Origin of the sequence: Neptuniibacter sp. QD57_21 (assembly GCF_047778075.1) — a bacterium.
Classification (GTDB): Bacteria; Pseudomonadota; Gammaproteobacteria; order Pseudomonadales; family Balneatricaceae; genus Neptuniibacter.
The window spans coordinates 756,357-781,859 of sequence record NZ_CP180549.1; the positions used below are offsets into that span (position 1 = coordinate 756,357).

Annotated in this window: 22 protein-coding genes; 14 read left to right on the plus strand and 8 right to left on the minus strand. The window is 44.7% G+C overall.

Annotation, left to right across the window (positions count from 1 at the left end):
* Positions 1-2: 2 nt before the first annotated feature.
* From hisC to ACMXYS_RS03290, 9 genes are all read left to right on the plus strand, one after another.
* Positions 3-1,109: a histidinol-phosphate transaminase gene (gene hisC / locus ACMXYS_RS03250; RefSeq protein WP_415897558.1), complete on the plus strand. Its 1,107-nt coding sequence runs from the start codon at positions 3-5 to the stop codon at positions 1,107-1,109.
* Positions 1,106-3,322, plus strand: coding sequence for a bifunctional prephenate dehydrogenase/3-phosphoshikimate 1-carboxyvinyltransferase (locus tag ACMXYS_RS03255; RefSeq protein WP_415897559.1), 2,217 nt, complete (start codon positions 1,106-1,108; stop codon positions 3,320-3,322). Before hisC ends, ACMXYS_RS03255 begins: the two co-directional genes overlap by 4 nt.
* A complete protein-coding gene (gene cmk, locus ACMXYS_RS03260; protein WP_415883571.1) occupies positions 3,322-4,008 on the plus strand; it encodes a (d)CMP kinase in 687 nt (228 codons plus the stop codon). Before ACMXYS_RS03255 ends, cmk begins: the two co-directional genes overlap by 1 nt.
* 31 nt (positions 4,009-4,039) lie before the next feature.
* A complete protein-coding gene (gene rpsA / locus ACMXYS_RS03265; RefSeq protein WP_415897560.1) occupies positions 4,040-5,728 on the plus strand; it encodes a 30S ribosomal protein S1 in 1,689 nt (562 codons plus the stop codon).
* Positions 5,729-5,768: 40 nt separating this feature from the next.
* On the plus strand, positions 5,769-6,059 hold the full coding sequence (gene ihfB / locus ACMXYS_RS03270; protein ID WP_415883573.1) for an integration host factor subunit beta: 291 nt from the start codon (positions 5,769-5,771) through the stop codon (positions 6,057-6,059).
* A gap of 19 nt (positions 6,060-6,078) precedes the next feature.
* Positions 6,079-6,384, plus strand: a complete 306-nt coding sequence (locus tag ACMXYS_RS03275; protein ID WP_415883574.1) for a lipopolysaccharide assembly protein LapA domain-containing protein — start codon at positions 6,079-6,081, stop codon at positions 6,382-6,384.
* Complete coding sequence (gene lapB, locus ACMXYS_RS03280) at positions 6,374-7,564, plus strand: lipopolysaccharide assembly protein LapB (protein ID WP_415897561.1); 1,191 nt, start codon at positions 6,374-6,376, stop codon at positions 7,562-7,564. Before ACMXYS_RS03275 ends, lapB begins: the two co-directional genes overlap by 11 nt.
* 16 nt (positions 7,565-7,580) lie before the next feature.
* A complete protein-coding gene (gene pyrF / locus ACMXYS_RS03285) occupies positions 7,581-8,294 on the plus strand; it encodes an orotidine-5'-phosphate decarboxylase (RefSeq protein ID WP_415897562.1) in 714 nt (237 codons plus the stop codon).
* Between the two features lie 74 nt (positions 8,295-8,368).
* Positions 8,369-8,674, plus strand: coding sequence for a ComEA family DNA-binding protein (locus ACMXYS_RS03290; RefSeq protein ID WP_415883577.1), 306 nt, complete (start codon positions 8,369-8,371; stop codon positions 8,672-8,674).
* Between the two features lie 46 nt (positions 8,675-8,720).
* Here the strand turns inward: ACMXYS_RS03290 and ACMXYS_RS03295 are convergent, their stop codons facing one another.
* The 7 genes from ACMXYS_RS03295 to ACMXYS_RS03325 all read right to left on the minus strand — a co-directional run bounded on the left by ACMXYS_RS03295 (position 8,721) and on the right by ACMXYS_RS03325 (position 16,148).
* Positions 8,721-9,617 carry an ROK family protein gene (locus tag ACMXYS_RS03295; protein WP_415897563.1) on the minus strand — a complete coding sequence of 299 codons (897 nt, stop codon included), beginning with the start codon at positions 9,615-9,617 and terminating at the stop codon, positions 8,721-8,723.
* Between the two features lie 36 nt (positions 9,618-9,653).
* Positions 9,654-10,544, minus strand: a complete 891-nt coding sequence (locus ACMXYS_RS03300; protein ID WP_415883579.1) for an AEC family transporter — start codon at positions 10,542-10,544, stop codon at positions 9,654-9,656.
* A 43-nt stretch (positions 10,545-10,587) separates the two neighbouring features.
* The gene (locus tag ACMXYS_RS03305; RefSeq protein ID WP_415883580.1) at positions 10,588-11,076 is read right to left on the minus strand and encodes a universal stress protein; all 489 of its coding nucleotides are present in this window, start codon (positions 11,074-11,076) and stop codon (positions 10,588-10,590) included.
* Positions 11,077-11,204: 128 nt separating this feature from the next.
* The gene (dld, locus tag ACMXYS_RS03310; protein WP_415897564.1) at positions 11,205-12,908 is read right to left on the minus strand and encodes a D-lactate dehydrogenase; all 1,704 of its coding nucleotides are present in this window, start codon (positions 12,906-12,908) and stop codon (positions 11,205-11,207) included.
* A 94-nt stretch (positions 12,909-13,002) separates the two neighbouring features.
* Positions 13,003-14,385 (minus strand): TRAP transporter large permease, encoded by a 1,383-nt coding sequence (locus ACMXYS_RS03315; RefSeq protein ID WP_415883582.1) that lies wholly within the window; start codon positions 14,383-14,385, stop codon positions 13,003-13,005.
* Positions 14,385-14,912, minus strand: a complete 528-nt coding sequence (locus ACMXYS_RS03320) for a TRAP transporter small permease subunit (RefSeq protein WP_415883583.1) — start codon at positions 14,910-14,912, stop codon at positions 14,385-14,387. The genes ACMXYS_RS03315 and ACMXYS_RS03320 overlap by 1 nt, the downstream gene beginning before the upstream one ends.
* Positions 14,913-15,077: 165 nt before the next feature.
* Positions 15,078-16,148 (minus strand): TRAP transporter substrate-binding protein, encoded by a 1,071-nt coding sequence (locus tag ACMXYS_RS03325; protein ID WP_415883584.1) that lies wholly within the window; start codon positions 16,146-16,148, stop codon positions 15,078-15,080.
* Positions 16,149-16,508: 360 nt separating this feature from the next.
* Here ACMXYS_RS03325 and pdhR point away from each other — a divergent pair, with 360 nt between their 5' ends.
* From pdhR to ACMXYS_RS03350, 5 genes are all read left to right on the plus strand, one after another.
* Positions 16,509-17,264 (plus strand): pyruvate dehydrogenase complex transcriptional repressor PdhR, encoded by a 756-nt coding sequence (gene pdhR / locus ACMXYS_RS03330; protein WP_415883585.1) that lies wholly within the window; start codon positions 16,509-16,511, stop codon positions 17,262-17,264.
* A 231-nt stretch (positions 17,265-17,495) separates the two neighbouring features.
* The gene (aceE, locus tag ACMXYS_RS03335) at positions 17,496-20,156 is read left to right on the plus strand and encodes a pyruvate dehydrogenase (acetyl-transferring), homodimeric type (protein WP_415883586.1); all 2,661 of its coding nucleotides are present in this window, start codon (positions 17,496-17,498) and stop codon (positions 20,154-20,156) included.
* Between the two features lie 45 nt (positions 20,157-20,201).
* The gene (gene aceF, locus ACMXYS_RS03340; RefSeq protein WP_415897565.1) at positions 20,202-22,163 is read left to right on the plus strand and encodes a dihydrolipoyllysine-residue acetyltransferase; all 1,962 of its coding nucleotides are present in this window, start codon (positions 20,202-20,204) and stop codon (positions 22,161-22,163) included.
* Positions 22,164-22,384: 221 nt separating this feature from the next.
* Positions 22,385-23,725, plus strand: coding sequence for a UDP-glucose dehydrogenase family protein (locus ACMXYS_RS03345; RefSeq protein ID WP_415897566.1), 1,341 nt, complete (start codon positions 22,385-22,387; stop codon positions 23,723-23,725).
* Between the two features lie 65 nt (positions 23,726-23,790).
* A complete protein-coding gene (locus ACMXYS_RS03350; RefSeq protein ID WP_415897567.1) occupies positions 23,791-24,792 on the plus strand; it encodes an NAD-dependent epimerase in 1,002 nt (333 codons plus the stop codon).
* 251 nt (positions 24,793-25,043) lie between these two features.
* Here ACMXYS_RS03350 and ACMXYS_RS03355 read toward each other — a convergent pair whose 3' ends face one another.
* A complete protein-coding gene (locus ACMXYS_RS03355; protein ID WP_415897568.1) occupies positions 25,044-25,460 on the minus strand; it encodes a 3-phosphoshikimate 1-carboxyvinyltransferase in 417 nt (138 codons plus the stop codon).
* Positions 25,461-25,503 lie beyond the last annotated feature (43 nt).

A 25,503-nucleotide genomic window follows, 5' to 3' on the forward strand; every position in this document is an offset into this window, starting at 1 on the left:
CGATGAGTTGTGATTTCTTTTCACTGGCTTCACCAGGGGTGCAAAATCTGCACCCCTATTTGCCAGGCAAACCACCAGAAGAGTTAGAGCGAGAGCTTGGCTTAACTGATGTGGTGAAGCTGGCAAGTAATGAGAGCCCAATAGGGGCCTCACCAAAAGTCATCACAGCTCTCCAAGATAAACTGTCAGGCATTAATCTTTACCCTGATAGTGGTGGTTATAGATTGAAGTTGGCTCTGGCTGACTATTTAAACTGCCAGCCGGAACAGATTACATTAGGTAATGGCTCTAATGATGTGTTGGAACTTATCGCTCGTGCTTTTCTAACCTCAGATGATGAAGTTATCTATTCTGAATATGCTTTTGTCGTTTATTCGTTGGTGACTCAAGCAATTGGTGCTAAAGCTGTGGTCGCTCCAGCCAAAGATTGGGGGCACGATCTTGATGCGATGTTGGAGCGATTAACTCCAAATACTCGTATGATCTTTATCGCTAATCCTAACAATCCGACGGGTACATATTTAACCCAAGGACAGTTACAAACGTTTTTAGCTCAAGTGCCAGAAAATGTCTTAGTAGTTTTGGATGAAGCTTACACGGAGTATGTGGAAGCTGAAGACTTTCCGGATAGTTTGAGTTTGCAGAAGCAGTTTTCGAATCTAATCGTTACGCGAACCTTTTCTAAAGCTTATGGTTTGGCTGGCTTACGTGTCGGTTACTCGGTTTCGAACATTGATATCGCCAATCTGTTAAGCCGGGTAAGGCAGCCATTTAATGTGAATAACCTGGCGCTTACTGCTGCGGAAATAGCTATATCAGATCAAGAACATCTAACTAAAGCTATAGAAGTTAATGCTGCAGGTATGGCTTTTTATCAGTCAGGTTTGGCCAAGTTGGGATTGGAATTTATCCCATCGGTAGGAAATTTTATTACAGTAGATCTGGCTAAGGATGCCTCGCCTATCTACCAATCAATGCTAGAGCAGGGTGTTATTGTGAGGCCTGTGGCGAATTATGGAATGCCAAATCACTTGCGCATCAGCATTGGTTTACAACATGAAAATGAACGTTGCCTAAAAGCATTACAACAAGTGGTAGAGAAACGTTGAGTCAAGGTATCAAAAATACACTTATTATCGGGTTAGGTTTAATCGGCGGTTCTTTAGCAAAAGTGCTTCGTCAGAACCGTTGCTGCGGACAGATTATTGGTTTTGATCGTGACCCAGAAGAGACAAAGTTAGGTTTAAGTAGCGGAGTGATCGATGTAGCTGCCGATAGCCTAGCGGATACTGTAAGTCAGGCGGATATTATTGTTTTAGCAGTGCCTGTAAAAGCGATGGAAAAGGTGCTGGTGGATATTGCGCCATTTATCGCTGAAGAAACATTGATTACAGATGTAGGTAGTACCAAGGCTAATGTGGTCGAAGCGGCTAAGCGAGTCTTTGATCAAGTGCCTTCTGGTTTTGTACCGGGTCACCCAATTGCTGGTTCTGAGAAAAGCGGTGTAGCAGCAGCGGATGAACATCTATTTGAACAGCACAAAATTATTCTAACGCCTTTAGCAGAATCTTCATCTTACGCTGTTAAGGTGTTTACTGAAATGTGGGCGTCCACTGGTGCAGAAGTGCTGATTATGGACGTAGAAAAGCATGATGAAGTGTTGGCAGCAACCAGTCATCTCCCACACATGCTGGCGTTTTCCCTAGTGGATACTCTGGCTCAGGAACAAGGTAATAATACTGATATTTTCCGCTATGCAGCTGGAGGCTTCCGTGATTTTACTCGGATAGCCGGTAGTGACCCGACAATGTGGCACGACATCTGTTTAGCAAATAGAGACGCTTTGCTAGCGCAGTTAGATCGATATACATCGGGATTAGCAAAGCTAAGAGCAGCGATTGAGTGCGGTGATAGTGAGACTATGTTAGGCACTTTCACGCGTGCGCGAGCTGCGCGAGAACATTTTTCAAGAATCCTTTCTGGTACGGCATATTCACAAGATATGAGTAATCAATTAGTAACCTTTCGTGCCCAGCCTGGCGGCAGCGTAAGTGGTAAAATTCGAGTTCCAGGTGATAAATCTATTTCACATCGCTCCATTATGCTGGGTTCCCTAGCTGATGGTGTTACGGAAGTTACAGGCTTCCTTGAAGGTGAAGATAGCTTAGCGACCTTGCAAGCATTCCGTGATATGGGTGTGGTTATTGAAGGTCCTGATGATGGCAATGTAACTATCTACGGCGTAGGTGTTAATGGCTTAAGTGCACCTCCTGGGCCTTTATATGTAGGTAACTCCGGTACATCAATGCGTTTGCTATCTGGTTTATTGGCAGCACAGCAATTTGATTCTGAGCTTACTGGTGATGCTTCTCTGACTAAACGTCCAATGGGTCGTGTAGCTGATCCACTGCGTTTGATGGGAGCAGAGATCGAAACAGCTGAAAACGGTCGCCCACCGATGAAAATTAAGGGTGGTCAGGTACTAAAAGGCATTCATTATGATATGCCTATGGCGAGTGCTCAGGTTAAGTCTTGTTTGCTATTGGCTGGTCTTTACGCAGAAGGTGATACCTCTGTTACAGAGCCTGCACCGACACGTGATCATACAGAGCGTATGCTTACGGGGTTTGGTTATCCTGTAGAGCAAAATGGGTCTAAAGCAGCGGTTAAATCGGGTGGTCAGTTGCATGCAACTCGCATCGATGTGCCTGCTGATATCTCTTCCGCTACATTCTTTTTGGTAGCAGCGGCTATCGCTCCAGGTTCTGATTTGACCCTAGAGCACGTTGGTATCAACCCAACCCGTGTAGGCATTATCAACATCCTACGCCTAATGGGTGCGAATCTTGAATTGCTGAATGAGCGTGAAGTCGGTGGTGAGCCTGTTGCTGATATCCGTATTCGTTATGCACCGCTTAAAGGTATTCATATTCCTGAAGACCAAGTTCCTCTGGCAATTGATGAGTTCCCTGCGCTATTTATTGCAGCCGCTTGTGCTGAAGGTACAACAATCGTATCTGGTGCTGAAGAGCTTCGCGTTAAAGAGAGTGATCGAATTCAATCCATGGTTGATGGTCTTAAAGCACTTGGTGTGGATATCGAAGGTACGCCAGATGGTGCGATCATCCAAGGCGGTGAGATTGGTGGCGGTGTTGTAGAGAGCCATGATGATCACCGTATTGCCATGTCTTTCTGTGTGGCTGCTTTGCGTGCTACTGGTGAGATCACAATTAATGACTGTGCAAACGTAGCTACGTCTTTCCCTGGCTTTGTTGAGCTGGCGCAGACTGCAGGAATAAAGGTAGAGAAGGAGGAGGGATGATGTCTAACGGACAAATCCCCGTAATTACCGTTGATGGTCCCAGTGGATCGGGTAAAGGAACGATATGCCAGTTGTTGGCAAAAGAACTAGGTTGGGAGCTGTTAGATAGTGGGGCGTTATACCGCCTACTGGGTCTTGCAGCCAATCATCATGGTGTAAACCTTGATGACGAAGAAGCGCTGGTCGTTTTAGCTGCACACTTAAACGTGCAGTTTATTCCTCGTGATGATGATACTGTCCAGATTGTTCTGGAAGGTGAAGAGGTTACTGATGCTATTCGTACTGAAGCTGTTGGTAAGGATGCTTCGATCGTTGCGGCTATTCCGGCGGTTCGTGATGCTCTATTGGAGCGTCAGCGTGCATTTGCTGAAATGCCAGGGTTGATTGCAGATGGTCGTGATATGGGCACGGTTGTGTTTCCTGAAGCATCACTCAAAATCTATCTAGATGCCAGTGCTGAGGAGCGCGCTGTACGACGTTATAACCAGTTGATAAACAAGGGACTGGGTGCTAGTCTTCAAGCTATATTGGAGGATATTCAGGCACGAGACGACCGTGATATGAATCGTCCTGTTGCTCCTCTTAAGCCCGCGGCGGATGCAGTAATTCTTGATACGACTAAGATGTCAATCGAAGAGGTCCTAGCCGCTGTAATGGATGCAGCGAGGCATAAAGGGCTTCGCTGATAGTGTCATAACGACAAAGCGGGATACAGATATGAGCGAGAGCTTTGCTGAACTATTTGAAGAGAGCCTTCAAGAGTTGGAGATGGCGCCAGGCGCTATCGTAACGGGTACAGTAATTGCGATTGAGGATGACTTTGTCATCGTCAATGCAGGTCTCAAATCAGAAGGTGTTATCCCGCGGTCGCAGTTTATTGATGACTCTGGTGAGCTGACAATTGATGTTGGTTCTGAAGTCAGAGTCGCATTAGAAGCTGTCGAAGACGGCTTCGGTTCTACCCAGCTTTCTCGTGATAAAGCGAAACGAGCAGAAGCTTGGGCAGAGCTTGAGAAAGCTTACGAATCTGATGAAATTGTAACAGGGCACATCTCGGGTAAAGTCCGAGGTGGCCTAACGATTATGCTTGGAAATATCCAGGCATTCCTTCCGGGCTCTTTAGTCGATGTCCGTCCTCTTCGAGATACCAGCCACTTAGAAAACCAAGAACTCGAGTTTAAATTGGTTAAGCTCGATGCCAAGCGCAATAACATTGTTGTTTCACGTCGTGCTGTTCTTGAGGCGGCTTACAGTGTTGAGCGTGAAAAACTGCTTTCAGAACTGAAAGAAGGCCTTGTTGTTAAAGGCGTTGTAAAAAACATTACCGACTATGGCGCATTTATTGATCTTGGCGGTGTTGATGGCCTGCTACATATCACTGATATCGCTTGGAAACGTGTTAAGCATCCAAGTGAAGTATTAACGGTTGGTGAAAGCATAGATGTGCAGGTGCTGCGTTTTGATAAAGAACGCAACCGTGTTTCGCTCGGGGTTAAGCAGTTAACAGAAGATCCGTGGACACAGCTGATTGCTAATTACGACATCGGCACCAAAGCGAAAGCCAAAGTTACTAATCTTACTGATTACGGTTGTTTCGCAGAGATCGAAAAAGGTATTGAAGGTTTGATCCATGTTTCTGAAATGGATTGGACTAATAAAAATGTTCACCCATCTAAAGTTGTTCAGGTGGGAGACGAAGTCGATGTGATGTTATTAGACATCGATAAAGAGCGTCGTCGTATCTCTTTAGGTATGAAGCAATGCAAAGCTAACCCTTGGCAAGAATTTGCGACTAAATTCCAAAAAGGTGATCGCTTAAGTGGTAAAATCCGTTCAATAACCGATTTTGGTGTTTTCATTGGCCTAGAAGGTGGTATCGATGGCCTTGTGCATCTATCCGATTTGTCGTGGGATGACAACGGTGAGGATGTTGTTAAAACACTGAAAAAAGGCGATGACTTAGAAGCGGTGGTGCTTTCGGTTGATTCAGAACGAGAGAGAATCGCTTTGGGTGTTAAGCAACTAGATGAAGATCCATTTAGTAGTTTTACTGCGAGTCATGGCAAAGGAAAAGTTATAAAAGGTACAGTTTCTGACATTGCTGACAAGGCGGTAAGTGTAACCGTGGCAGAAGGTGTTGAAGCGGTACTAAGAATCTCCGATGTGTCTCGAGAGCGCATAGATAATCTAGCAGATCATTTTAGCGTTGGAGATGAAGTTGAGGCTATGATCAGCCAAATTGATCGTAGAAACAGAGTTATTTCGCTCTCCATCAAGCAGATGGAGGCAGAGCAAGAGAAACAAGCTCTGGATAAAATCAGTCAACAGTCTGAAACGACGCTATCAGGCCCAACGACTATCGGTGATTTAATTAAGGCTCAGATGAATAAAAGTGACTCTGAGTAACTAGGCAGAATGTACGGTCCACGAGCAAAGGAGTAGAGGTATGACGAAATCTGAACTGATTGAAGTACTAGTAGATCGACATGAGCAATTGTCGGTGAAGGATATCGAGCTGTCCGTGAAGACGATGCTAGATCACATGACAGAATCTTTGTCTCAAGGTGATCGTATAGAAATCAGAGGATTTGGTAGTTTTTCACTACATTATCGAGCGCCTAGAACAGGCCGTAACCCAAAAACGGGTGAGTCTGTAGCGCTTGATGCTAAATATGTTCCGCACTTCAAACCAGGTAAAGAGTTGCGTGAACAGGTAAATGATTCAATTCAAAATTAGGTAATTGAGGTTTAATCCGGTGCGTTTAGTTAAAAAATTGATCTTCGTTGTTTTAGCGTTTTTGGCACTATTTATTGGTTTAATGTTAGTGATTAACAACACAGATCAGGTTGCGATTAATCTTGTTTTTCTGCAGCTACCAGAATTTAGTTTAGGTACTTGGCTAGTAGCGACATTTGTTGCGGGTGCTCTTATCGGTGGAGCGCTAAGTACAATGATTATCGTGATGTTAAAAACTCGTTTGGGCTCTGCGCGTCGTAAAATTGCTAGTACACAAAAAGAGCTAGATCAGTTGCGAGTATCCAGCCTGAAAGATGCCGTTTAATCTCGACAACGCTTTTCTTTTAATCCCGTTTGTTCTGGCGATCGGCATTGGCTGGTTGCTAGGCAGGCGTGATAAGCAGTCAAAACCTACGCCTCCTCAAACGAATCTAAGTCACGAATACTTTACCGGTTTAGACTATCTTTTGAACGAGAAAATGGATGAGGCGATTGAAAGCTTTATCCGTGCCTTAGAGATCAATTCAGATACCATTCCAGCCCACCTGTCTTTAGCAAAGCTCTTTCGCCGTAAAGGTGATGTTGATCGAGCGATACAGATCCATCAGAATCTATTGGCGCGTCCCAATTTGAATCGGGATGACTTTATGCGGATTCAGATGGCGCTAGCGAATGACTATTATTCTGTGGGATTGTTGGACCGAGCTGAGAATCTGCTGCAGGAAATTATTAAGTCATCTCCACCTAAGCGTATTCATAGTAAAGCACTTAATCTGTTAATTAAGCTTTACGAGAAAGAAGGGGAGTGGGAAGAAGCTTTAGTCACTGCGGATAAACTTTCTGTTGATGAAAGGCGAGATTTAAATAATGAGCTTGCTCATTACTGTTGTGAACTGGCTGATATGGCATTACAGCAAAAGCTTATCAAAGCAGCCACTGAGTATCTCAAAGATGCCGAGCAATTCGATTCGGATAATGTTCGGGTAAGTTTTTTAAAAGCTCAAATTGCAATGAAATCTGAGCAGTGGAAGCAGGCTATAAAGCATCTTAAAAAAGTATCTAAGCAAGATCGCTTGTTTGTTTCAGAAACAATTCCCCTATTGAAAGATTGCTATGAAAGAACGGGGGATAGTAAGGGGCATTTAGAATATTTACGTAACTGTTTGGCGAATTCGCCTTCGACTACAGTGCTTATTGCTCTCGCTGAACATGTAAAGGAAGAGCGTGGCATATATGCAGCTGGAAGTTTTATTACTGAAGAGTTAAAACGCCGTCCTTCAGTAAAAGGGTTTAATAGTCTGATCGATCTTCATATAGAATATGGCTCAGATAGCGCAAGGGATAGCTTAAAGGTATTGCGTGGTCTGACTGGACAGTTAGAGCTCTCAAAGCCCGTATACCGATGTAATAGTTGTGGATTTTCAGGTAGAACGCTCTCCTGGCAGTGTCCGTCATGTAAAAGCTGGGGTACGACTAAACCTATTCAGGGTTTGGAAGGCGAATAAATTTTAGAGAACTTATATGTTATTGGATAAAAAAAGAGTCATTGTTGCATTAGATTACCCTGATCAAAATCAGGCTTTGGCAATGGCTAAGCAGTTGGACCCGACTCGATGCCGTGTAAAAGTTGGTAAAGAGTTATTCACACGTAGCGGTCCGGCTATCGTAGAAACACTTCAGACCCTAGGTTTTGATGTCTTTCTTGATCTGAAATTCCATGATATCCCAAATACTACGGCTAAAGCAGTTCGTGCAGCTGCAGAGCTAGGCGTGTGGATGGTCAATGTTCATGCTTCGGGTGGCCGCCGTATGATGGAAGCTGCTCGCAACGAGCTTGAGCAAGTTCATGGTTCTGAGACGTTGTTAATCGGTGTAACTGTACTAACGAGCATGGAACGCAGTGACCTGCGCGATTTAGGGTTAGATATTGAGCCGTTAGAGCATGTGAAGCGTTTGGCTAAGTTAACTGAAGAAAGTGGTCTGCATGGTGTAGTTTGTTCTGCGCAGGAAGTAACGCCATTACGCCAAGTGATCGGCGAAGAATTCAAACTAGTAACACCGGGCATTCGACCTGCGGATGCGGATGTTGGCGATCAGAAGCGTATTATGGCACCGTCTGATGCATTAAAAGCAGGCAGTGATTACCTAGTGATTGGTCGCCCAATTACTAAAGCAGATTCGCCTGTAGACGCACTAGCTAAAATCGATGCTGAATTAGCACCGTTGCTTTCGTAGCTTTAGCAAGTTATAAAGAAGGTCTGGCCTAAATGGATGAGGTCAGACCTAAAATAAAGTAAAAGGAATTTACTATGAAACTTTCTTCTTTAAGAGCGCTGATCATGGCGTTCGCTTGTGTATTCTCTTTGTCTGCTTTTGCAGCTCCTATCGATCTTAATACCGCTACAGCCGAACAGTTAGCACAAAACCTTAATGGTATTGGGGTAGCTAAGGCAGAAGCTATTGTTGAGTATCGTACTAACAATGGTCCTTTCACATCGGTAGATCAATTAACTGAAGTGAAAGGCATTGGTGCTGCCACAGTTGAGAAAAATCGCTCAAATATCTCTATTCAAGAGGTTGTGGATAAAAAGAAAGAAGTGGCGAGTAAGAAGTAGCGTTAAGCACTACTAGTAGGTTGTAAGGCTCAGAGCGATTTGGGTGTTACAACCAGGCGGCTCCACGGACTCCGCTGGAGTCGCCAAATTGCGCTTTCAAAATCGGCGTATTCATCGAATCAGAGAATACATATTGGGCTAACCTCTCTGGAAGTTTCTGATAGATATCGTTCTGGTTTGAAAGCCCGCCGCCTAACACAATAACGTCAGGATCCAATATGTTTATAACCGATGAGAGGGCTTTAGCCAGCTGCTCGATGTATAAGTTGCAATAATCTACTGCTGACTTGTCTCCAGCTTTAGCGAGTTCCCAGATTGATTCGGTATCTAAATGTGAAAAAGTCGAATCGTTATAGTGATTTGTGAACCCTGGGCCAGATAAGAACGTCTCTATACAGTCTTGTTTGCCGCAATAACAATCTCGCCCATTTCCATCGGACGCATCCAGTCTAGGTAGGGGGTTGTGTCCCCATTCCCCGCAAATAGAATTTGGACCGCTAAGCAGTTGCTTATTTATTGTAATGCCTCCGCCAACGCCGGTACCTAAGATTACTCCAAAGACAGAGTTGTAGTCTTTGCCGCTACCATCGATAGCTTCAGACAGTGTAAAACAATCAGCATCGTTGGCGATTTGAATAGGCTTTTGTAGTCGCTCGCTCAAGTCTTTATCTAATGGGTGGCCGATTAAGCAGGTAGAGTTAGCGTTTTTAATTAAACCTGTTTCTCGCGAAACGGCACCGGGAATTCCAATACCAATGGAGCGAGCTGGATGCTTTATGTTGCTTTCAGCTCTTTCTATAAGCGAGAAAATTGCATCTAGGGTAGCTTGGTAATTCCCTTGTGGCGTAGGAACGCGATATCTAAATAGAACATCTGAAGATGGAGTCAGCGCAATAATCTCGATCTTGGTGCCGCCAAGATCTATACCGATACAGTAGTCCATTTTTCTCTCATGCTATTTGAGAATATTTAAGTGATTTTATATAACAAAAGCGAGAGTGATTGGAATAAAAATGAGACTGCCCATATTGCCTAGCAAAACAATCGAAGCGACTTGATGTGGCTCTTGATTGTAACGTTCGGCAATCATGTAATTTAAAACGGCTGGTGGTAGCGCACCAAAGACAACTAAATAGGCAAACTGTGTCGCATCCAGTTGTAAGAACTGCTGGCAGATCAGAGCGATGATAATACCGCTGACAGGGCAGAGTACCGCGCTGAGGCTACCTATTCTCCAATTAGAAAAGTCTACGCTAGTCATTCTTACGCCCAGTGCAAAGAGCATTAATGGTATGGCTATCTGACCCAGCATGTCTATAAAGGTATGGACTGCTTTAGGGATCGGTAGATCGAAGCCGCTCCAGATAAGGCCTAAAATGGTTGCTAAAATCATCGGCATGCGAAGTAGATTAAGCAAACGAGTCTTATGATCCAGTATGTAGATACCGACTGTAAAGTGGAGCAAATTTTCCACTAGAAATAAGACTACAGCGGCTTGCAGCGCGTTTTCTCCAAACGCTAAGACAATCAGCGGTATACCCAAATTACCACTGTTGCTGAACATCATTGGAGGTAGGAACGTTTTAGGATGTACCTTTAACAGTTTACAGGCAGGGTAGAGCAGAATACCTGAGCCAATCACGATAATAGCGGCGCCAATGGCGAGAGATTGGTACTTAATTAGATCAAATGATTCAGCAGATAAAACAGCAAAGATCAGCGCAGGAACAAAAACATCAATATTGATCTGATTGGCTGCATTCATGTCCGGCTGGTAGCGGCGGGCATAAAAAAATCCCACTGTGACAATCGCCACAAGTGGGAACACGGTAAGGAATATCCGTTCAATCAGTAGACCTTGTACTTCCATCAATAACTACCTTATATGTCAGTTGTGGCCTACTTTGGAGCGTTTAATCGTACTCTTTTCCTGTTTGAACAATCAGTACAGGAATCTTGGAATTACGCATCACTTGCTGGCTTGTATGGCTATGGTGACCAAATCGGTTTTCCGCGCCCATAACGATCATATCAGCATTTTCAGCTTGCGCAGCACCAAGAATAGAATCGGTTTGATTGCCTTCAGCAACCTTGTGCTCAATGTTAAGCACTACAGGCTTTTCTAAACTTTGCAGTTCGTCTTCACAGAATTTTTCAACACGTTCCTGCATGGTGTTGTGAATCTCTTTGATACCTTCGTCATGCATCTGCTTGATAAGATCTTCAGATACATAGTTTTGGATCAGTGCATGTCCCATCTCACCCATCGGCTCTACAACGTGCAGCATTACGATCTTGGCATCATTTAGAACTGCCTGGTTAACCGCTTGGCGGAATACAGGTCGAGTGTGTTTGCCCAAAGATGTTGCGTAAAGAATAGTTTTGATATCTGGAAGTGCCATGATCATTTCCTCAAAAACAGTCTTAGACTAAAGTATTGAATTTGGTCAGTTTAGCACTTCGTAAGTCGGTGCTCAGATTTACTCGACAATCTATAGACCTAGCTCAATATATAAATTTTTAGTTATATTTAATGCGGCGTACCGCAGCCACAGCGCGACTTTGGTGTTTTACCAATCCCTGGGTTAAACGTGTTTGTCGGGTCTAACGAGAAGTAGAAGTTCTGTAGCCCTTCTTCAGCTTCATATAGGTGGCCTACGTTATGCTCAGCAGGGTATTTCGCACCTTTCTGTGCAAGAAGCTCTAACATCATCTTCTTCACCGCTTTACCATCAGCGCCTTTCTTCAGAATGTAATCCTGATGGAAAACGTGACACATGAAATGACCGTAGTAGAGTGAGTGAACAATATGCTTGCTGATCTCTTCCGGTAGTTTTTCTACCCAATCCGGATCATTTCGACGAAGTGCAATGTCGAGTGCCAGAATATCTTCGACCTCATTCTGGTGGATGATCTGATAACGAATAGCGGCACCTGCAGCGGCAAAACGGTGTAGATAAGCTTTTTTGGCTTCATCTGCATCGCATTCGAAATAATCGCCAGACTGACTGTTACTGAAGAACTCTTTTAGAAACTTATCTGCTTCAGGGATACCACCGTCGCTCATTTTTAGCACGAGGTAGTGATCATACTTCTCGCGGAAATCGCGCATACGTTTTGGCAGAATATTTGGCCAGCATCGGCTCATAACCTGCATAACGCGATCTGGAATATCCTTCGGCAAGAAGCTGATCTTATTCAGTGCAGCAGAGATACGACCTTTCATAGCGAAAAGCTTTGGAAGCGGGTCGGTGCCAAAGTAGTTAATCATCATAAAAGTATCTTTGCCGTATTTTTCAGCAATGTCGTAGATATCTTTATGCATGTATTCTGCAACTTCAGGTAGATTATCGAAGTGTTGCAGAATATGGCGACGAATCTCTGTCAGTTCATTGGCATCATTGGTACCAATGTAATAAACCTGTTCTTTTTGTGCGACAGGGAAGGTATCTAAGCGCACAGCGAATACACCTACCTTGCCTGCGCAACCGCTGGATTCATATAAGCGGCTAGTATCAGCGTTGTAGCGTGCAGGTGAATCTGCATCTACATCGCGAACAATTTCAGGGTAATCGTTTGCCGATGCTTTTTGAGTGCTGGCTTTAACATCAGCGTCGGTAAAGTTTTTCTGTTCTAGATTTGTAAGGATCTCTTCGGGTGTTTCGCCTAGGTCAATACCAAGGTGATTCACCAATTCCAATTCGCCATTATCGTTAAGCTGAGCAAACAGAGAGAGCTCAGTATAAGCTGGCCCACGTTGAACCAAGGCACCGCCGGAGTTGTTTGCAATACCGCCAACAATTGAAGCGCCGATACAGGAAGAGCCAATGACAGAATGGGGTGCACGATTAATAGGCTTTAGCATCTTCTCAAGGGTGAATAGTGTCGCCCCAGGGAAGCTGATGATCTGCTTGCCTTCATCAATCAGGTAGATTTTGTTCATGCGCGTGGTGTTGATGACGATAATCTCACGATCATAGTCGTCACCACTTGGAGTGGAGCCTTCTGTCAGACCTGTGTTAGCGGCCTGCATAATCACAATCGTATCGGCTTTAATGCAGGTATCTAGAACCTTCCACTGTTCTAACAGTGTGGTTGGAAATACTACTGCAAGGGCAGAACCCTCGCCGGAGCGGAAACCTGTGCGATAGTGTTCGGTCTGGTTTTCTCCAGTAAGAACATTGTTCTCGCCAAGGATAGACCTTAACTGATCGAGAAGATCGTGGCTGGACATATGAAGTACTCTACTAGCTCTAAATGGCCTTAAGGCCTAATTATTATATATGTGTGCACTGGGCATCTTAGATACCCAGTGCTATTCAGTTATCTTAACTGTAGGCGATAGTTGGTAGCCAAAGAACGATCTGAGGCCAGAACACTAGTACCAGTAGCGCTGCTAACTGAAGAATAATGAAAGGAATTACACCTTTATAAATATCAGTGATCTTAACGTTTGGTGGGCATACCCCTTTAAGATAGAAAAGGGCAAACCCGACGGGGGGCGTTAAGAACGAGGTCTGCAAGGCCATGGCGACGAGCATGACGAACCAAACCAACTCTGGGTTATCGATACCCGGAGCCGTAATATCTAAGCCGAGAGCCGAAATTACAGGTGCCAATAGTGGCAAGATGATTAGCGTGATCTCGATCCAATCTAGGAAGAAACCTAGTAGGAAAATAACCGCTAGGATGAAGAAGATGATTCCATAAGGGCCAAATGGAAGGCCTGTTAGAAACTCTTCGATCATCTCATCGCCACCTAGTTCACGAAGAACAAGAGCGAAACATGTTGCACCAATGAAGATCGCGAAGATGTAGGCAGTTGTGTTCATTGTCCCGCCAACAACTTCATGCAGTACTTTGAAGCTAAACTTCTTGTTGTACATTGCTAGAAGCGTTGCACCAAATGCACCTACACCAGCGGCTTCGGTCGGCGTTGCAATACCCGCAAAGATAGAGCCTAGCACTACAATGATAAGAAGTAGTGTCGGAAGAACATCTTTTAGGACATTAAAGAAAATCTTTAGATCAACAGGTTTAGCATCATCCGGTATCGGCATGTGGCTTGGATTAATAAAGCCACGAGCAAGAATGTAGATAATGTAAAACGCGCCAAGCATAAGGCCTGGGAATACAGCGCCCATAAAGAGGTCACCAACTGACAGACCTAATTGATCGGCCATGATAACCAGCATGATGCTTGGTGGGATTAGGATGCCTAGCGTGCCTGCAGAAGCGATCGTACCTAGCGCAAGTGGCATGTTATAGCCTTGCTTAGTCATCGCTGGTAGTGACATAACCGCCAGTAGTACAACGGATGCACCGATGATGCCGGTGGATGCAGCTAGGATGATACCAATCGCTGTTACTGTAATCGCAAGACCGCCGTGAACACGACCAAATAGCTCCTGCATTGATTTCATCAAGCGTTCAGCAACGCCAGATTTATCAAGCATGATCCCCATAAATATGAACATGGGGAGGGCTACCAGAATCCAGTTTTCCATGATGGTCCATAGACGGTTAACTACAAGCCCAAGTGTGGTGTAGTCCAGACCTGTCATGGTATCCATGTATGTGTCTGTAAATTGCCCTAAAAAGGCAAAAATGATACCGATGCCGCCTAATACCCAAGCGACAGGTATACCTGTAAATAGAAGCGCGATGAACGACAGGAACATCGCGATTACGAGAACTTCATTCGCATCCATCAGTCATCACCTTTAATAATTAGAGTCAAATCACGAATAAAACGAGAGATAAGTGCTAATGCTAGTAAGCCAAAACTTACCGGAATAACACCTTTTATGATCCAGCGATACGGTAGGCCGGAAGCGGCTTCTGAGCCTTCGTTTACTCGATAGGATTCAGCAACGAAATCGATACTTTGCATAAAGATGATTGCAACAAATGGAAGAACCATCGTTGGGATGCTAATAACTTCGATCCAGCGCTTAGTGTTCGCCCTTAGGCGTGAATAGAACAGGTCTACGCGGATATGTGAATTTGTGGTTTGGGCATAAGAAAGACCAAACATTACGCCAATGGAATATAGGTGCCATTGCAGTTCTTCTAGGGCGATTAAGCCGCTAGCAAATCCTTTGCGCAAAATGACCTGCAGCATAATCACTAATACAAGAACTACATAGGTCCAAGCGATAGTGAGACCGATGCGTTTAATAAAATTATCTATCGCATCTGCGAGGGGCACTGGGGTCAGCTTTTCATTTTCAGTCACTGAAACTTACCTTCGCTACTTCTTATTAGATTCTTTGCCGAGTAGTGCTCACTCAAAAATCTAATTATTTATTTTTATAGATTACCTGTATGTACAGGCAAACAGGGCAGCCGAAGCTGCCCTGAAATTCTTCGGAGGGCTGGGCACCTTCCGAAGAGAGTCGTCTTACTTAGTTGCGCGTGGTAGGAATGCGTTAGCTTCCCAAAGGTCGTAACCTTTACGGAACGTGCTCATGTCATCCCATACTTTCTTGAAGAATGGATCAGCAGCAGTTTTCTCTGCAACTACTTCATCCCAAGTAGATTTGAAAGTGCTTAGCATTGTGTCGTTCCAGTAACGGATCTGAACGCCGTTGTCAGCTGCTTTCTGCATTACAGGGAACTGCATCGCTTCACCTTCAGCAATCGCGTTAGTCATAGACGCTTTACATGTTGTTTCAACAAGTGCCTTCTGACCTTTGCTCATCTTGCCCCAAGTGTCTTTGTTGATCAGTAGTTCGAATACTGTCGCCTGCTGGTGCCAGCCTGGGAAGTAGTTGTACTTAACGATCTTGTGGAAGCCTAGACGCTGGTCAATTGCAGGCTGAGAGAACTCAGATGCATCGATTGCACCTTTCTCAAGTGCACCGAAGATTTCGCCGCCTGGAAGTTGTACTGTGCCTACGCCCAGTTTTTCCATTACATCAGCACCTAGACCGAAGAAACGCATGTTAAGACCTTTTAGGTCTTCTGGTTTTTCGATTGGCTTAGAGAACCAACCAGATGTTTCTGGAGAGATAATCGCACAAGGAAGAACTTTAACGTTGTAGCCTGCTGTGTCGTACATCTCTTGGTAAAGGTTCATACCGTTACCGTAGTACAACCAAGCCATGTATTCGCCAGCTTCTGGGCCAAATGGAACTGCAGAGAAAAGTGCAGCTGCAGGCATTTTACCCTGCCAGTAACCAGCAGTAGAGTAACCAGAGTTAACTTTACCAGTAGAAACTGCGTCCAGAATCTCTTTAGGGCTAACCAACTTGCCTGGCTCATAAATTTTCATTTTCATTTTGCCGTCACTTACAAGCTTAAGCTGATCAGCAACCCAAACAATTGGAGTGCCTAGCGCTGGTAGGTGAGAACCGAAAGCAATTGGAGTTTTTAGAAGTAGTTTGTCAGAAGCTTGAGCTGGAGCTGTCGTACCTGCAATAGCAGCAGTAACCACAGCTGCAGAGATCAGAGACTTGGCGAACTTTTTCATGTCACATCCTCTAAGAGATTCATTTTTTTATATTTAGTATTGAGATGCAGGAGGAGAGGGTATTGGGATGATAAGACCTCTGCTGCGCTGCAGTAATCTCAATTGGTAATACCAATTTACCATAAGAGATATGCTACTGTATTTTTTTTGAGCAAGGTCTGTCAATGTTTTTTTGCTGTTAAATGACTATAGTCCAGATTTATAACATTGGTGAAATCTATTTCATAGTCAGCATTTATATAGGCTCTGTGAATAGGATAAATGTGGTAAATAAAATTATTCCGCTTAGGCTATTGTGTTGCTAATGTAGAATAAATTACTATTGATATTGGTCTTACCAATATAATTTGAGTGTGAAAGATGAGTTACAACCGGGTTAAGCAGCCAAAGATTTCTGACGTAATCATGGAACAGATGGAAGCCATGATTTTGGAAGGGACGTTAAAGCCAGGACAAAAATTACCACCTGAGCGCGAACTTGCAAAGCAGTTTGAAGTATCTAGGCCTTCGCTTAGAGAAGCAGTTCAAAAATTGGCGGCTAAGGGTTTGCTAATCAGTCGCCAGGGCGGTGGTACTTATGTCTCTGAAGATTTGGGTGGTTCCTTCTCTGATCCACTGCTTGAGTTATTTCGAACCCACCCTGAAGCTCAATATGATCTGCTAGAGTTTCGTCATGCTTTAGAAGGTGTTGCAGCTTATTATGCGGCCCTGCGAAGTACGCCTGCGGACAAAGAGGCGATCTTGAAGTGTTACGACGATCTTCAGCGCTATCATGATACGAAAGACATTCAGAAAGAGGTATATGCTGATGTGGACTTCCATTTGGCAATCGCTGCCTCAACTCACAACATGGTTCTTCTGCATATGATGCGAGCGTTGTTTAATCTGCTGCGCGAACATATCTGGGACAACCTTAAAAACATCTACCCGAACTCAGATTACCGCGAAAAGATCCATGATCAGCATAAAGTGCTGATGGATGCGATTTTAGAAGGTGATCCTGAAAAGGCGCGTCAGGCAGCTCATCACCATCTGGCTTATGTCGAAGAGGCGTTGTTGGAAGGTGAGCGTGAAAATACACGTTTAGAGCGTGCTCTGCGCCGAGCTAATATTTAATTCTTGTACATAAACTACACAAATAAGTGGCCATTTTAGTTTTTTGATACGTTTTGAGTATAAATGTAGACATAAGTACTAATTTAAATGTAGTATTACTACAAAGCTAATATTATAAGGTCTGTTTAGTCATTCAGCTGCTACTTTTAATGTAACAAGTTGGTTTGGTTAACAAAGATCAGATTACAAAAAATACATGCTGCGTTAACTTTTTAGAGTGGAGAGGTCAAAGTGCAAGACATTATTGATGACGTTGATCCAATTGAAACCCAAGAGTGGTTGGATGCGCTGGAATCAGTTGCAAAGAATGATGGCGACGATCGTGCCAAATACATACTGCGTAAGTTAGGTGAAAAAGCCAATGATATGGGCGTAAGCTCAGGTACGGCACTGACTACACCTTATCGCAATACTATTTCTGTTAAAGATGAATCACGTATGCCGGGCGACCTGTTTATGGAGCGCCGTATTCGTTCTTTCATTCGTTGGAACGCAATGGCAATGGTTATGCGTGCTAACGACAACGAAGATGGCCTAGGTGGCCACATTTCATCTTTCTCCTCTTCTGCAACGCTATACGATATCGGTTTTAACTACTTCTTCCGTGGTAATGAAGGCGGTCAGGAATCTGATATGGTCTTCTTCCAAGGCCATATCTCTCCAGGTATCTACTCTCGTGCATACCTAGAGGGTCGTTTAACTGAAGAGCAGATGGATAACTACCGCCGTGAAGTTGATGGCAACGGTCTTTCATCTTATCCACACCCTTGGTTGATGCCTGACTTCTGGCAGTTCCCAACCGTATCTATGGGTCTTGGTCCAATTCAGGCGATCTACCAAGCACACGTTATGCGTTATCTTTCTGCGCGTGAATTGATTAATCGTGGTGATCGTAAGGTATGGGCTTTCCTAGGTGACGGTGAGTGTGATGAGCCAGAATCTCTAGGTGCTATCTCTCTTGCGGGTCGTGAGCAGCTTGAAAACCTGATCTTCGTAGTTAACTGTAACCTACAGCGTCTTGATGGTCCTGTCCGTGGTAACGGCAAGATTGTTCAAGAGCTAGAAGGTATCTTCCGCGGCGCTGGTTGGAACGTTATCAAATGTCTATGGGGTCGTCATTGGGACGCCCTGTTCGAAAAAGACACTAAAGGTCTTCTTCAAAAACGCTTTGACGAAGTTTGTGACGGTGAGTTGCAAAACTACAAGGCTAATGGTGGTGCGTACACTCGTGAGCACTTCTTCGGTAAGTACCCAGAACTACTAGAGATGGTTTCAGATCTATCTGATGATGACATCATGAATCTGAACCGTGGTGGTCATGACCCATACAAAGTATTTGCAGCATACAACGAAGCGGTAAATCACAAAGGTCAGCCAACTGTAATCCTTGCGCAGACTGTCAAAGGTTACGGTACGGGTAAATCGGGCGAAGCGAAAAACGACACGCACTCGATGAAGAAAGTAGCGATGGACGATCTTAAAGATTTCCGTGATCGCTTTAATATTCCACTATCTGATGATCAGTTGAAGGAAGTGCCTTACTACCGTCCAGCACCTGATTCACCAGAAATGAAGTATATGTTCGAGCGTCGTGAAAGCTTGGGTGGTTTCTACCCAGTGCGTCGCACAGAGTTCGAAAAACTAGAAACGCCGCCATTGTCTGATTTTGATGGTCAGTTGAAAGACAGTGGTAAGCGCGCAGCCTCTACTCAAATGGTTCTTAACCGTGTGATGAGCACGCTGGTTAAAAACAAAAACATGGGTGAGCGTGTTGTGCCAATCGTACCTGATGAAGCACGTACGTTCGGTATGGAAGGTATGTTCCGTCAGTTGGGTATCTACACTTCTGAAGGTCAGCGCTATGTACCACACGATTCTGACCAGATCATGTTCTACAAAGAATCTAAAACAGGTCAGATTCTAGAAGAAGGTATCAACGAAGCGGGTGCGATGTCTGCATGGATGGCTGCGGCTACATCCTATGCAAACAACAACTGCACAATGGTTCCGTTTTACATTTACTACTCTATGTTCGGTTTCCAGCGTGTGATGGATTTGGCGTGGGCTGCAGGTGATATGCAGGCTCGTGGCTTCCTGATCGGTGCTACCTCTGGTCGTACAACGCTAAACGGTGAAGGTCTGCAGCACCAGGATGGTCACAGCCATCTGATGGCTCAGATGATTCCGAACTGTAAGTCCTACGATCCAACCTATGGCTACGAGCTAGCTGTGATTGTTCAGGACGGTCTACGTCGCATGTATCAGGATCAGGAGAACTGCTTCTACTACATCACGACAATGAACGAAAACTACCACCACCCTGCAATGCCACAAGGTGCTGAAGACGGCATCATCAAAGGTATGTACTTGCTGAAAGAGGGTAAGGGTTCCGATAAGAAAGTTCAGCTAATGGGCTGTGGCACGATCCTTCGTGAAGTTGAAGCTGCGGCTGAAATTCTAAGCGAAGAGTTTGGTGTTGAGTCTGATATCTGGAGCACAACATCGATCAACGAACTGCGACGTGATGCGATGTCAGTAGCTCGTGAGAACATGCTGAACCCAGAAGCTGAGCAGAAGAAAGCTTACGTAACTCAGTGCATCGAAAGCCGTGGTGAAGGCCCAGTTATCGCATCGACTGACTACATGCGCTCTTATGCTGATCAGCTACGCGAATACATTCCTCGTAACTTTAAGGTGCTAGGTACAGATGGCTACGGCCGCTCTGATACACGTACTAAGTTGCGTGAATTCTTTGAAGTTAACCGTTACTACGTTGTTCTGGCTGCGCTAAGAGCACTCCAGGAAGAAGGCAAGGTTGAAGGCGAAGTTGTCGCTAAAGCCATGCAGAAGTTCAACATCAACCCGGCTAAACCGGCACCGTGGACTGTTTAAGTCTGCGATGAGCTTCTTAACAGCTTAGAACTGGAGGAATTCAAAGTGAGTATTATCACAATTACTGTGCCAGACCTATCAGGTTCCACAGATGTTGATGTTGTTGAAGTGCTGGTAAATGACGGCGACACCATCAGCGAAGGCGATAGCCTGATTGTTCTGGAAACAGATAAAGCATCCATGGAAGTGCCAGCGACTCATAGCGGTGTGGTTGTATCCATGAAGGTCAATGTTGATGACCAAGTAAACGAAGGTGATCTTCTGCTTGAGCTTGATACAGGTGCTGCTGCATCTGAAGCTCCTGCCGCAGAAGAGGCACCTGCGCCGGTTGCTGCACCAGAAGCTGCACCGGCTCCAGCTGCTGCGCCTGCAGCCGCTTCTGCCGTTGAAAATGTACTGATCCCTGATCTGTCTGGTGCAACTGATGTAGATGTTGTTGAAGTACTAGTAAAAGACGGTGACACAGTATCTGAAGGCGATAGCCTGATCGTACTGGAAACAGATAAAGCATCTATGGAAGTGCCAGCACCTAAAGATGGTGTTGTGGTTTCTATGAAGATCAACGTTGATGATCAAGTTAACGAAGGTGATCTTCTGATGGAGCTGCAAGTAGGTGGTTCTGCTGCTTCTCCTGTAGGAGGCCAGCTTCTGGCCGAAGAATCTGCTCCAGCTCCAACTCAGGAAGCTGCGCCTGCGCCAGCACCTGTTGCAGGTGGTAAAGAGAACGTGCTTATCCCTGATCTATCGGGTGCGAGCGATGTAGACGTTGTTGAAGTATTAGTAAAAGACGGCGACAGCGTTGAAGAAGGCGATAGCCTAATCGTTCTAGAAACAGATAAAGCATCTATGGAAGTGCCAGCACCTAAAGCAGGTACGGTTGTTTCCATGAAGATCAACGAAGGCGATACGGTAAACGAAGGTGATCTGCTGCTAGAACTTGAGGTTTCTGGTGGTGCGGCGCCTGCACCTGCGGCTCCTGCTGCTGCGCCAGCTCCTGCGGCATCTGCCCCTGCGGCTCCAGCTCCAGCTCCGGCTAAGCCTGCGCCTGCTGCGGGTAAGGTTGATCTTGCTGCGCTAGAGAAGAAAAACAAAACAGTTCATGCTGGCCCTGCTGTTCGTGCCGTTGCCCGTGAATTCGGTGTTGATCTGTCTCTTGTAGCTGGTACAGGCCGTCGTGGTCGTATCGTTAAAGAAGATGTTCAGGCATATGTTAAAGGTGCTCTGAAACAGCTCGCTGAAGCGCCAAAAGGCGGTGCGGTAACGGGTGGTTCAGGTATCCCGGCTATCCCTGAGGTGGATTTCAGCAAGTTTGGTGAAGTGGAAGTCGAGAAACTTAGCAAAATCGCTAAAGTTACACGCGACAACATGAGCCGCTGCTGGTTGAACATTCCGCATGTGACTCAGTTCGATAAGGCTGATATCACTGATCTGGAAGCGTTCCGTAAAGAGATGAAGGATGAGGCAGCGAAGTCTGGCGTTAAGCTAACACCGCTGCCGTTTATGCTAAAAGCCATTGCTATCGCATTGAAAGAGCATCCGAAGTTCAATGCTTCTCTGCACGCTGATGGCGAGCACATTGTTTACAAAAAGTATGTAAACATCGGCATGGCTGTAGATACGCCTAACGGTCTGATGGTTCCTGTAATTAAGGATGCAGACAAGAAGAGTATCTACGAGCTTTCTAAGGAAGCGATCGAGTTAGCTGGTAAAGCTAAAGACCGTAAGCTTAAACCTGATGAAATGCAGGGTGCATGCTTCACAATCTCTAGCCTCGGTGGCATTGGTGGTACTGGCTTTACGCCAATCGTTAATGCGCCAGAAGTGGCGATTTTGGGTGTGTCTAAAGCTGATATTGAACCGCGCTGGAATGGCAAAGAGTTCGAACCACGTAAGATGTTGCCTCTGTGTCTATCTTACGATCACCGCGCTATCAATGGTGGTGATGCAGGTAAGTTCCTAACCTACCTAAACGGCTTGCTAAGCGACATCCGCCGCCTAGTTCTCTAATAAGCAAGTTTTCCACTCTCTTGGCTCGCGCCTCTTCGGAGGCGACTTTTTAGAGTGAAAAAAACAAACGGCGACTCTGTGCAGGAGGTCGCCGTTTTTTATGTTTGAATCATAGAAATAACTTTTTCATTTTTAATGGGTATAATGCGCCACATCTTCTAATTCATATTAATCATCAAGGAAAGGCTGCTCAGTGCTTTTGAGAGCGGAAGGGAATTGAAATGAACGTTACTGTATTTGGTATTGGCTATGTTGGGCTTGTTCAGGCAGCTATTCTAGCCGATGTTGGACATAATGTTGTTTGTGTAGATGTAGATCAGGATAAGGTATATAACCTTAAAAAGGGTATTATCCCGATATACGAGCCAGGCTTAACGCCCATTGTAGAAAGTAATTTTGCTGAAGGGCGCTTGCACTTCACAACTGATGCTGCAGAAGGCATTGCTCACGCTGAGCTGCAATTTATAGCGGTGGGTACACCGCCAGATGAAGATGGTTCTGCTGACCTAAAATATGTTCTAGCTGTAGCTGAGACTATAGCGTCGCATATGGAATCACCAAAGATCATAGTGGATAAATCCACTGTGCCTGTCGGAACCGCCGATAAGGTTTCTGCGAAAATAGCTTCAGTCTTGGAAGCACGTGGAAAGGACTTTTCTTATCACGTGGTATCAAACCCTGAATTCCTAAAAGAAGGGGCTGCAGTCAATGATTGCATGCGCCCAGATCGTATCGTTATAGGTACAGATAGTCAGCATGTAGAAACTCAAATGCGTGAGCTGTATGCGCCATTTAATCGTAATCATGATCGTATGATTTTTATGGATGTGCGCAGTGCTGAGCTTACTAAGTATGCAGCTAACTGCATGCTGGCAACCAAAATCAGTTTTATGAATGAGTTGTCACAGCTTGCTGAACGTTTAGGTGCGGATATTGAAAACGTTCGCCGAGGAATCGGCTCAGATGAGCGTATTGGCTATCATTTTATCTATCCAGGTTGTGGTTATGGTGGTTCTTGTTTCCCTAAAGACGTTCAAGCGCTTGTACGCACAGCAGATGGTATTGATTACGACGCGAAGCTGTTGAAGTCTGTAGAGGCAGTAAATTATCAACAGAAAGAAGTGCTCTTCAATCGTGTTTTTAACTACTTTGAGGGTAATTTGGCAGGTAAAACAATCGCGCTTTGGGGATTATCATTTAAACCAAATACCGATGATATGCGTGAGGCTTCCAGTCGAGTGCTTATGGAAAATCTATGGGCGAACAACGCAAAAGTTCGTGCATTTGACCCTGAAGCAATGGAAGAAACTCAACGAATTTATGGTATTCGAGATGATCTTGAGCTTGTCGGTACTAAAGAGGCTGCGCTTCAAGGGGCTGATTTATTGATTATCTGTACTGAGTGGAAAGCGTTTAGAGTGCCTGACTTTGCACAAATAAAAGAAGCGCTTGTTAACCCGGTTATTGTCGATGGGCGTAATATGTATGACCCAGAGCAAGTGGAGCGACACGGCCTTGAATATTACGGCATTGGTCGTGGTAGAAGCATTGCTCAGGCCTAATCTTAAGCGCGGTTCAGCCGCGCTTTTTGCTAATTAAACGCAGAAAGCTTTTGTTGGAATAAAATATGAAATTTTTGGTAACTGGGGCAGCGGGTTTTATCGGTTTTTATACGGTTGCTCGCTTGTGTGAAGCAGGGCATCAGGTTGTTGGTTTAGATAATTTAAATGATTACTATGATGTAGGCCTTAAACACGCTCGTCTCAAGGAGCTGGCACCTTACGAAGATTTTCGTTTTCTAGAGCTAGATCTTGCTGATCGAGAGGGGATGGAAAAGCTTTTTAAAGAAGAAAAGTTTGACCGTGTCATTCATCTTGCAGCTCAGGCGGGTGTTCGCTACTCGCTAGAAAATCCTTTTGCTTATGTTGATTCCAATCTTGTGGGTATGATGACTATCTTAGAAGGATGTCGTCAGAACAATGTAGAGCACTTGGTGTACGCCTCATCCTCATCTGTTTATGGCATGAACACCAAAATGCCATTCTCAACGGTAGATGGTGTAGACCACCCAGTTTCTCTTTATGCTGCGACTAAAAAATCAAATGAGTTAATGGCTCATTCCTATTCGCATTTATACGATATCCCAACCACTGGCCTGCGTTTCTTTACCGTATATGGCCCTTGGGGGCGTCCTGATATGGCTCCATTTCTGTTTACAGACGCCATCTTAAATGATCGCCCTATTAAAGTGTTTAACCACGGTAAAATGCGCCGTGATTTCACTTATATTGATGATATTGTCGAAGGTGTTATTCGAATTCAAGATGTAGTGCCGAGTCGTGATAACGAAAGGCAGATGGATAATCCTTCATCAAGTAAGGCGCCTTACCGTGTCTTCAATATTGGCAATAATGAGCCCATCGAATTGATGGAGTTCATACAAGCCATTGAAAGTGCAGCGGGTAAAGAGGCTGTTAAAGAGTATCTGCCAATGCAGCCTGGGGATGTACCGGCGACGTATGCCGACGTATCCGATCTTGAGAAAACGGTTGGTTTTAAGCCAAGTACATCAATCCAAGATGGTATGAATAAGTTTGTAGATTGGTACAAAGGTTATTATCAGCCTTAAATCTTAACTGCATAATTTCACAAGGATGTGGGGATGCAAAAAGGGAGTTTTTAAGCGCGCCTGAAAGGGCGCATTTATTCTCTAATCTTTACTTGTAAAGGTAGTGAAAGGTTTTTCCAGCTCTTGCTGAGTCAAGCATGTAGTTATCCTTCGGGCGCGCTTAACGTCTTGAGTGAAAAATATCAGAATTTATCGTTGTAGGGGGGGGCGCTCTGAAAGCGAATAACTTGATTAGATGCGCCCGAAAGAGGTTATTGCAAGAAAGTCTCTTTAAACCATCCCCAAATACCTAATGAAAACCCCGGGAATAGGTCAATTCCTGCGGCTGACTTTACTAGATATATAATTAATAGTCCTAGTAATGTTGAGAACAGAATAAAAGTAAACGTCAGGGCTGTTTTTACCATTAAGTTGATCTGACGCTCCCGACGGCTCAGGCTGCGTCGGTTCCGACCCAATAGAAATACAAAATAATAGCGCCAAGTCCAGATGTTAATAGTACCTCGAATATCTATAGGGTGTTTTCCCCATTTTCGGGCACCAAAAGCTACTTTCAATGCATTAAGCTGCTCTTGCGTGAAACTATCTTGTATATCTGCAGGTAGCCGTTGCATTAGACCATTTTCGAACCAGTCTTTCTGCGCAGGTTCTTTTGTTATGTTATCCATTCTTTCCCTTAGATTTCTTTGTAGAGCCTGAGCTGTATTGCTG

What these genes read in the sequence shown, in the direction of transcription:
- ACMXYS_RS03305 (WP_415883580.1), bottom strand. Translation starts at nt 11,076, where the DNA reads ATGGCACTTCCAGATATCAAAACTATTCTTTACGCAACATCTTTGGGC.
- ihfB (WP_415883573.1), top strand. Translation starts at nt 5,769, where the DNA reads ATGACGAAATCTGAACTGATTGAAGTACTAGTAGATCGACATGAGCAA.
- ACMXYS_RS03300 (WP_415883579.1), bottom strand. Translation starts at nt 10,544, where the DNA reads ATGGAAGTACAAGGTCTACTGATTGAACGGATATTCCTTACCGTGTTC.
- pdhR (WP_415883585.1), top strand. Translation starts at nt 16,509, where the DNA reads ATGAGTTACAACCGGGTTAAGCAGCCAAAGATTTCTGACGTAATCATG.
- ACMXYS_RS03350 (WP_415897567.1), top strand. Translation starts at nt 23,791, where the DNA reads ATGAAATTTTTGGTAACTGGGGCAGCGGGTTTTATCGGTTTTTATACG.
- lapB (WP_415897561.1), top strand. Translation starts at nt 6,374, where the DNA reads ATGCCGTTTAATCTCGACAACGCTTTTCTTTTAATCCCGTTTGTTCTG.
- ACMXYS_RS03295 (WP_415897563.1), bottom strand. Translation starts at nt 9,617, where the DNA reads ATGGACTACTGTATCGGTATAGATCTTGGCGGCACCAAGATCGAGATT.
- ACMXYS_RS03355 (WP_415897568.1), bottom strand. Translation starts at nt 25,460, where the DNA reads ATGGATAACATAACAAAAGAACCTGCGCAGAAAGACTGGTTCGAAAAT.
- dld (WP_415897564.1), bottom strand. Translation starts at nt 12,908, where the DNA reads ATGTCCAGCCACGATCTTCTCGATCAGTTAAGGTCTATCCTTGGCGAG.
- pyrF (WP_415897562.1), top strand. Translation starts at nt 7,581, where the DNA reads ATGTTATTGGATAAAAAAAGAGTCATTGTTGCATTAGATTACCCTGAT.
- ACMXYS_RS03315 (WP_415883582.1), bottom strand. Translation starts at nt 14,385, where the DNA reads ATGGATGCGAATGAAGTTCTCGTAATCGCGATGTTCCTGTCGTTCATC.
- rpsA (WP_415897560.1), top strand. Translation starts at nt 4,040, where the DNA reads ATGAGCGAGAGCTTTGCTGAACTATTTGAAGAGAGCCTTCAAGAGTTG.
- ACMXYS_RS03290 (WP_415883577.1), top strand. Translation starts at nt 8,369, where the DNA reads ATGAAACTTTCTTCTTTAAGAGCGCTGATCATGGCGTTCGCTTGTGTA.
- ACMXYS_RS03345 (WP_415897566.1), top strand. Translation starts at nt 22,385, where the DNA reads ATGAACGTTACTGTATTTGGTATTGGCTATGTTGGGCTTGTTCAGGCA.
- cmk (WP_415883571.1), top strand. Translation starts at nt 3,322, where the DNA reads ATGTCTAACGGACAAATCCCCGTAATTACCGTTGATGGTCCCAGTGGA.
- hisC (WP_415897558.1), top strand. Translation starts at nt 3, where the DNA reads ATGAGTTGTGATTTCTTTTCACTGGCTTCACCAGGGGTGCAAAATCTG.
- ACMXYS_RS03325 (WP_415883584.1), bottom strand. Translation starts at nt 16,148, where the DNA reads ATGAAAAAGTTCGCCAAGTCTCTGATCTCTGCAGCTGTGGTTACTGCT.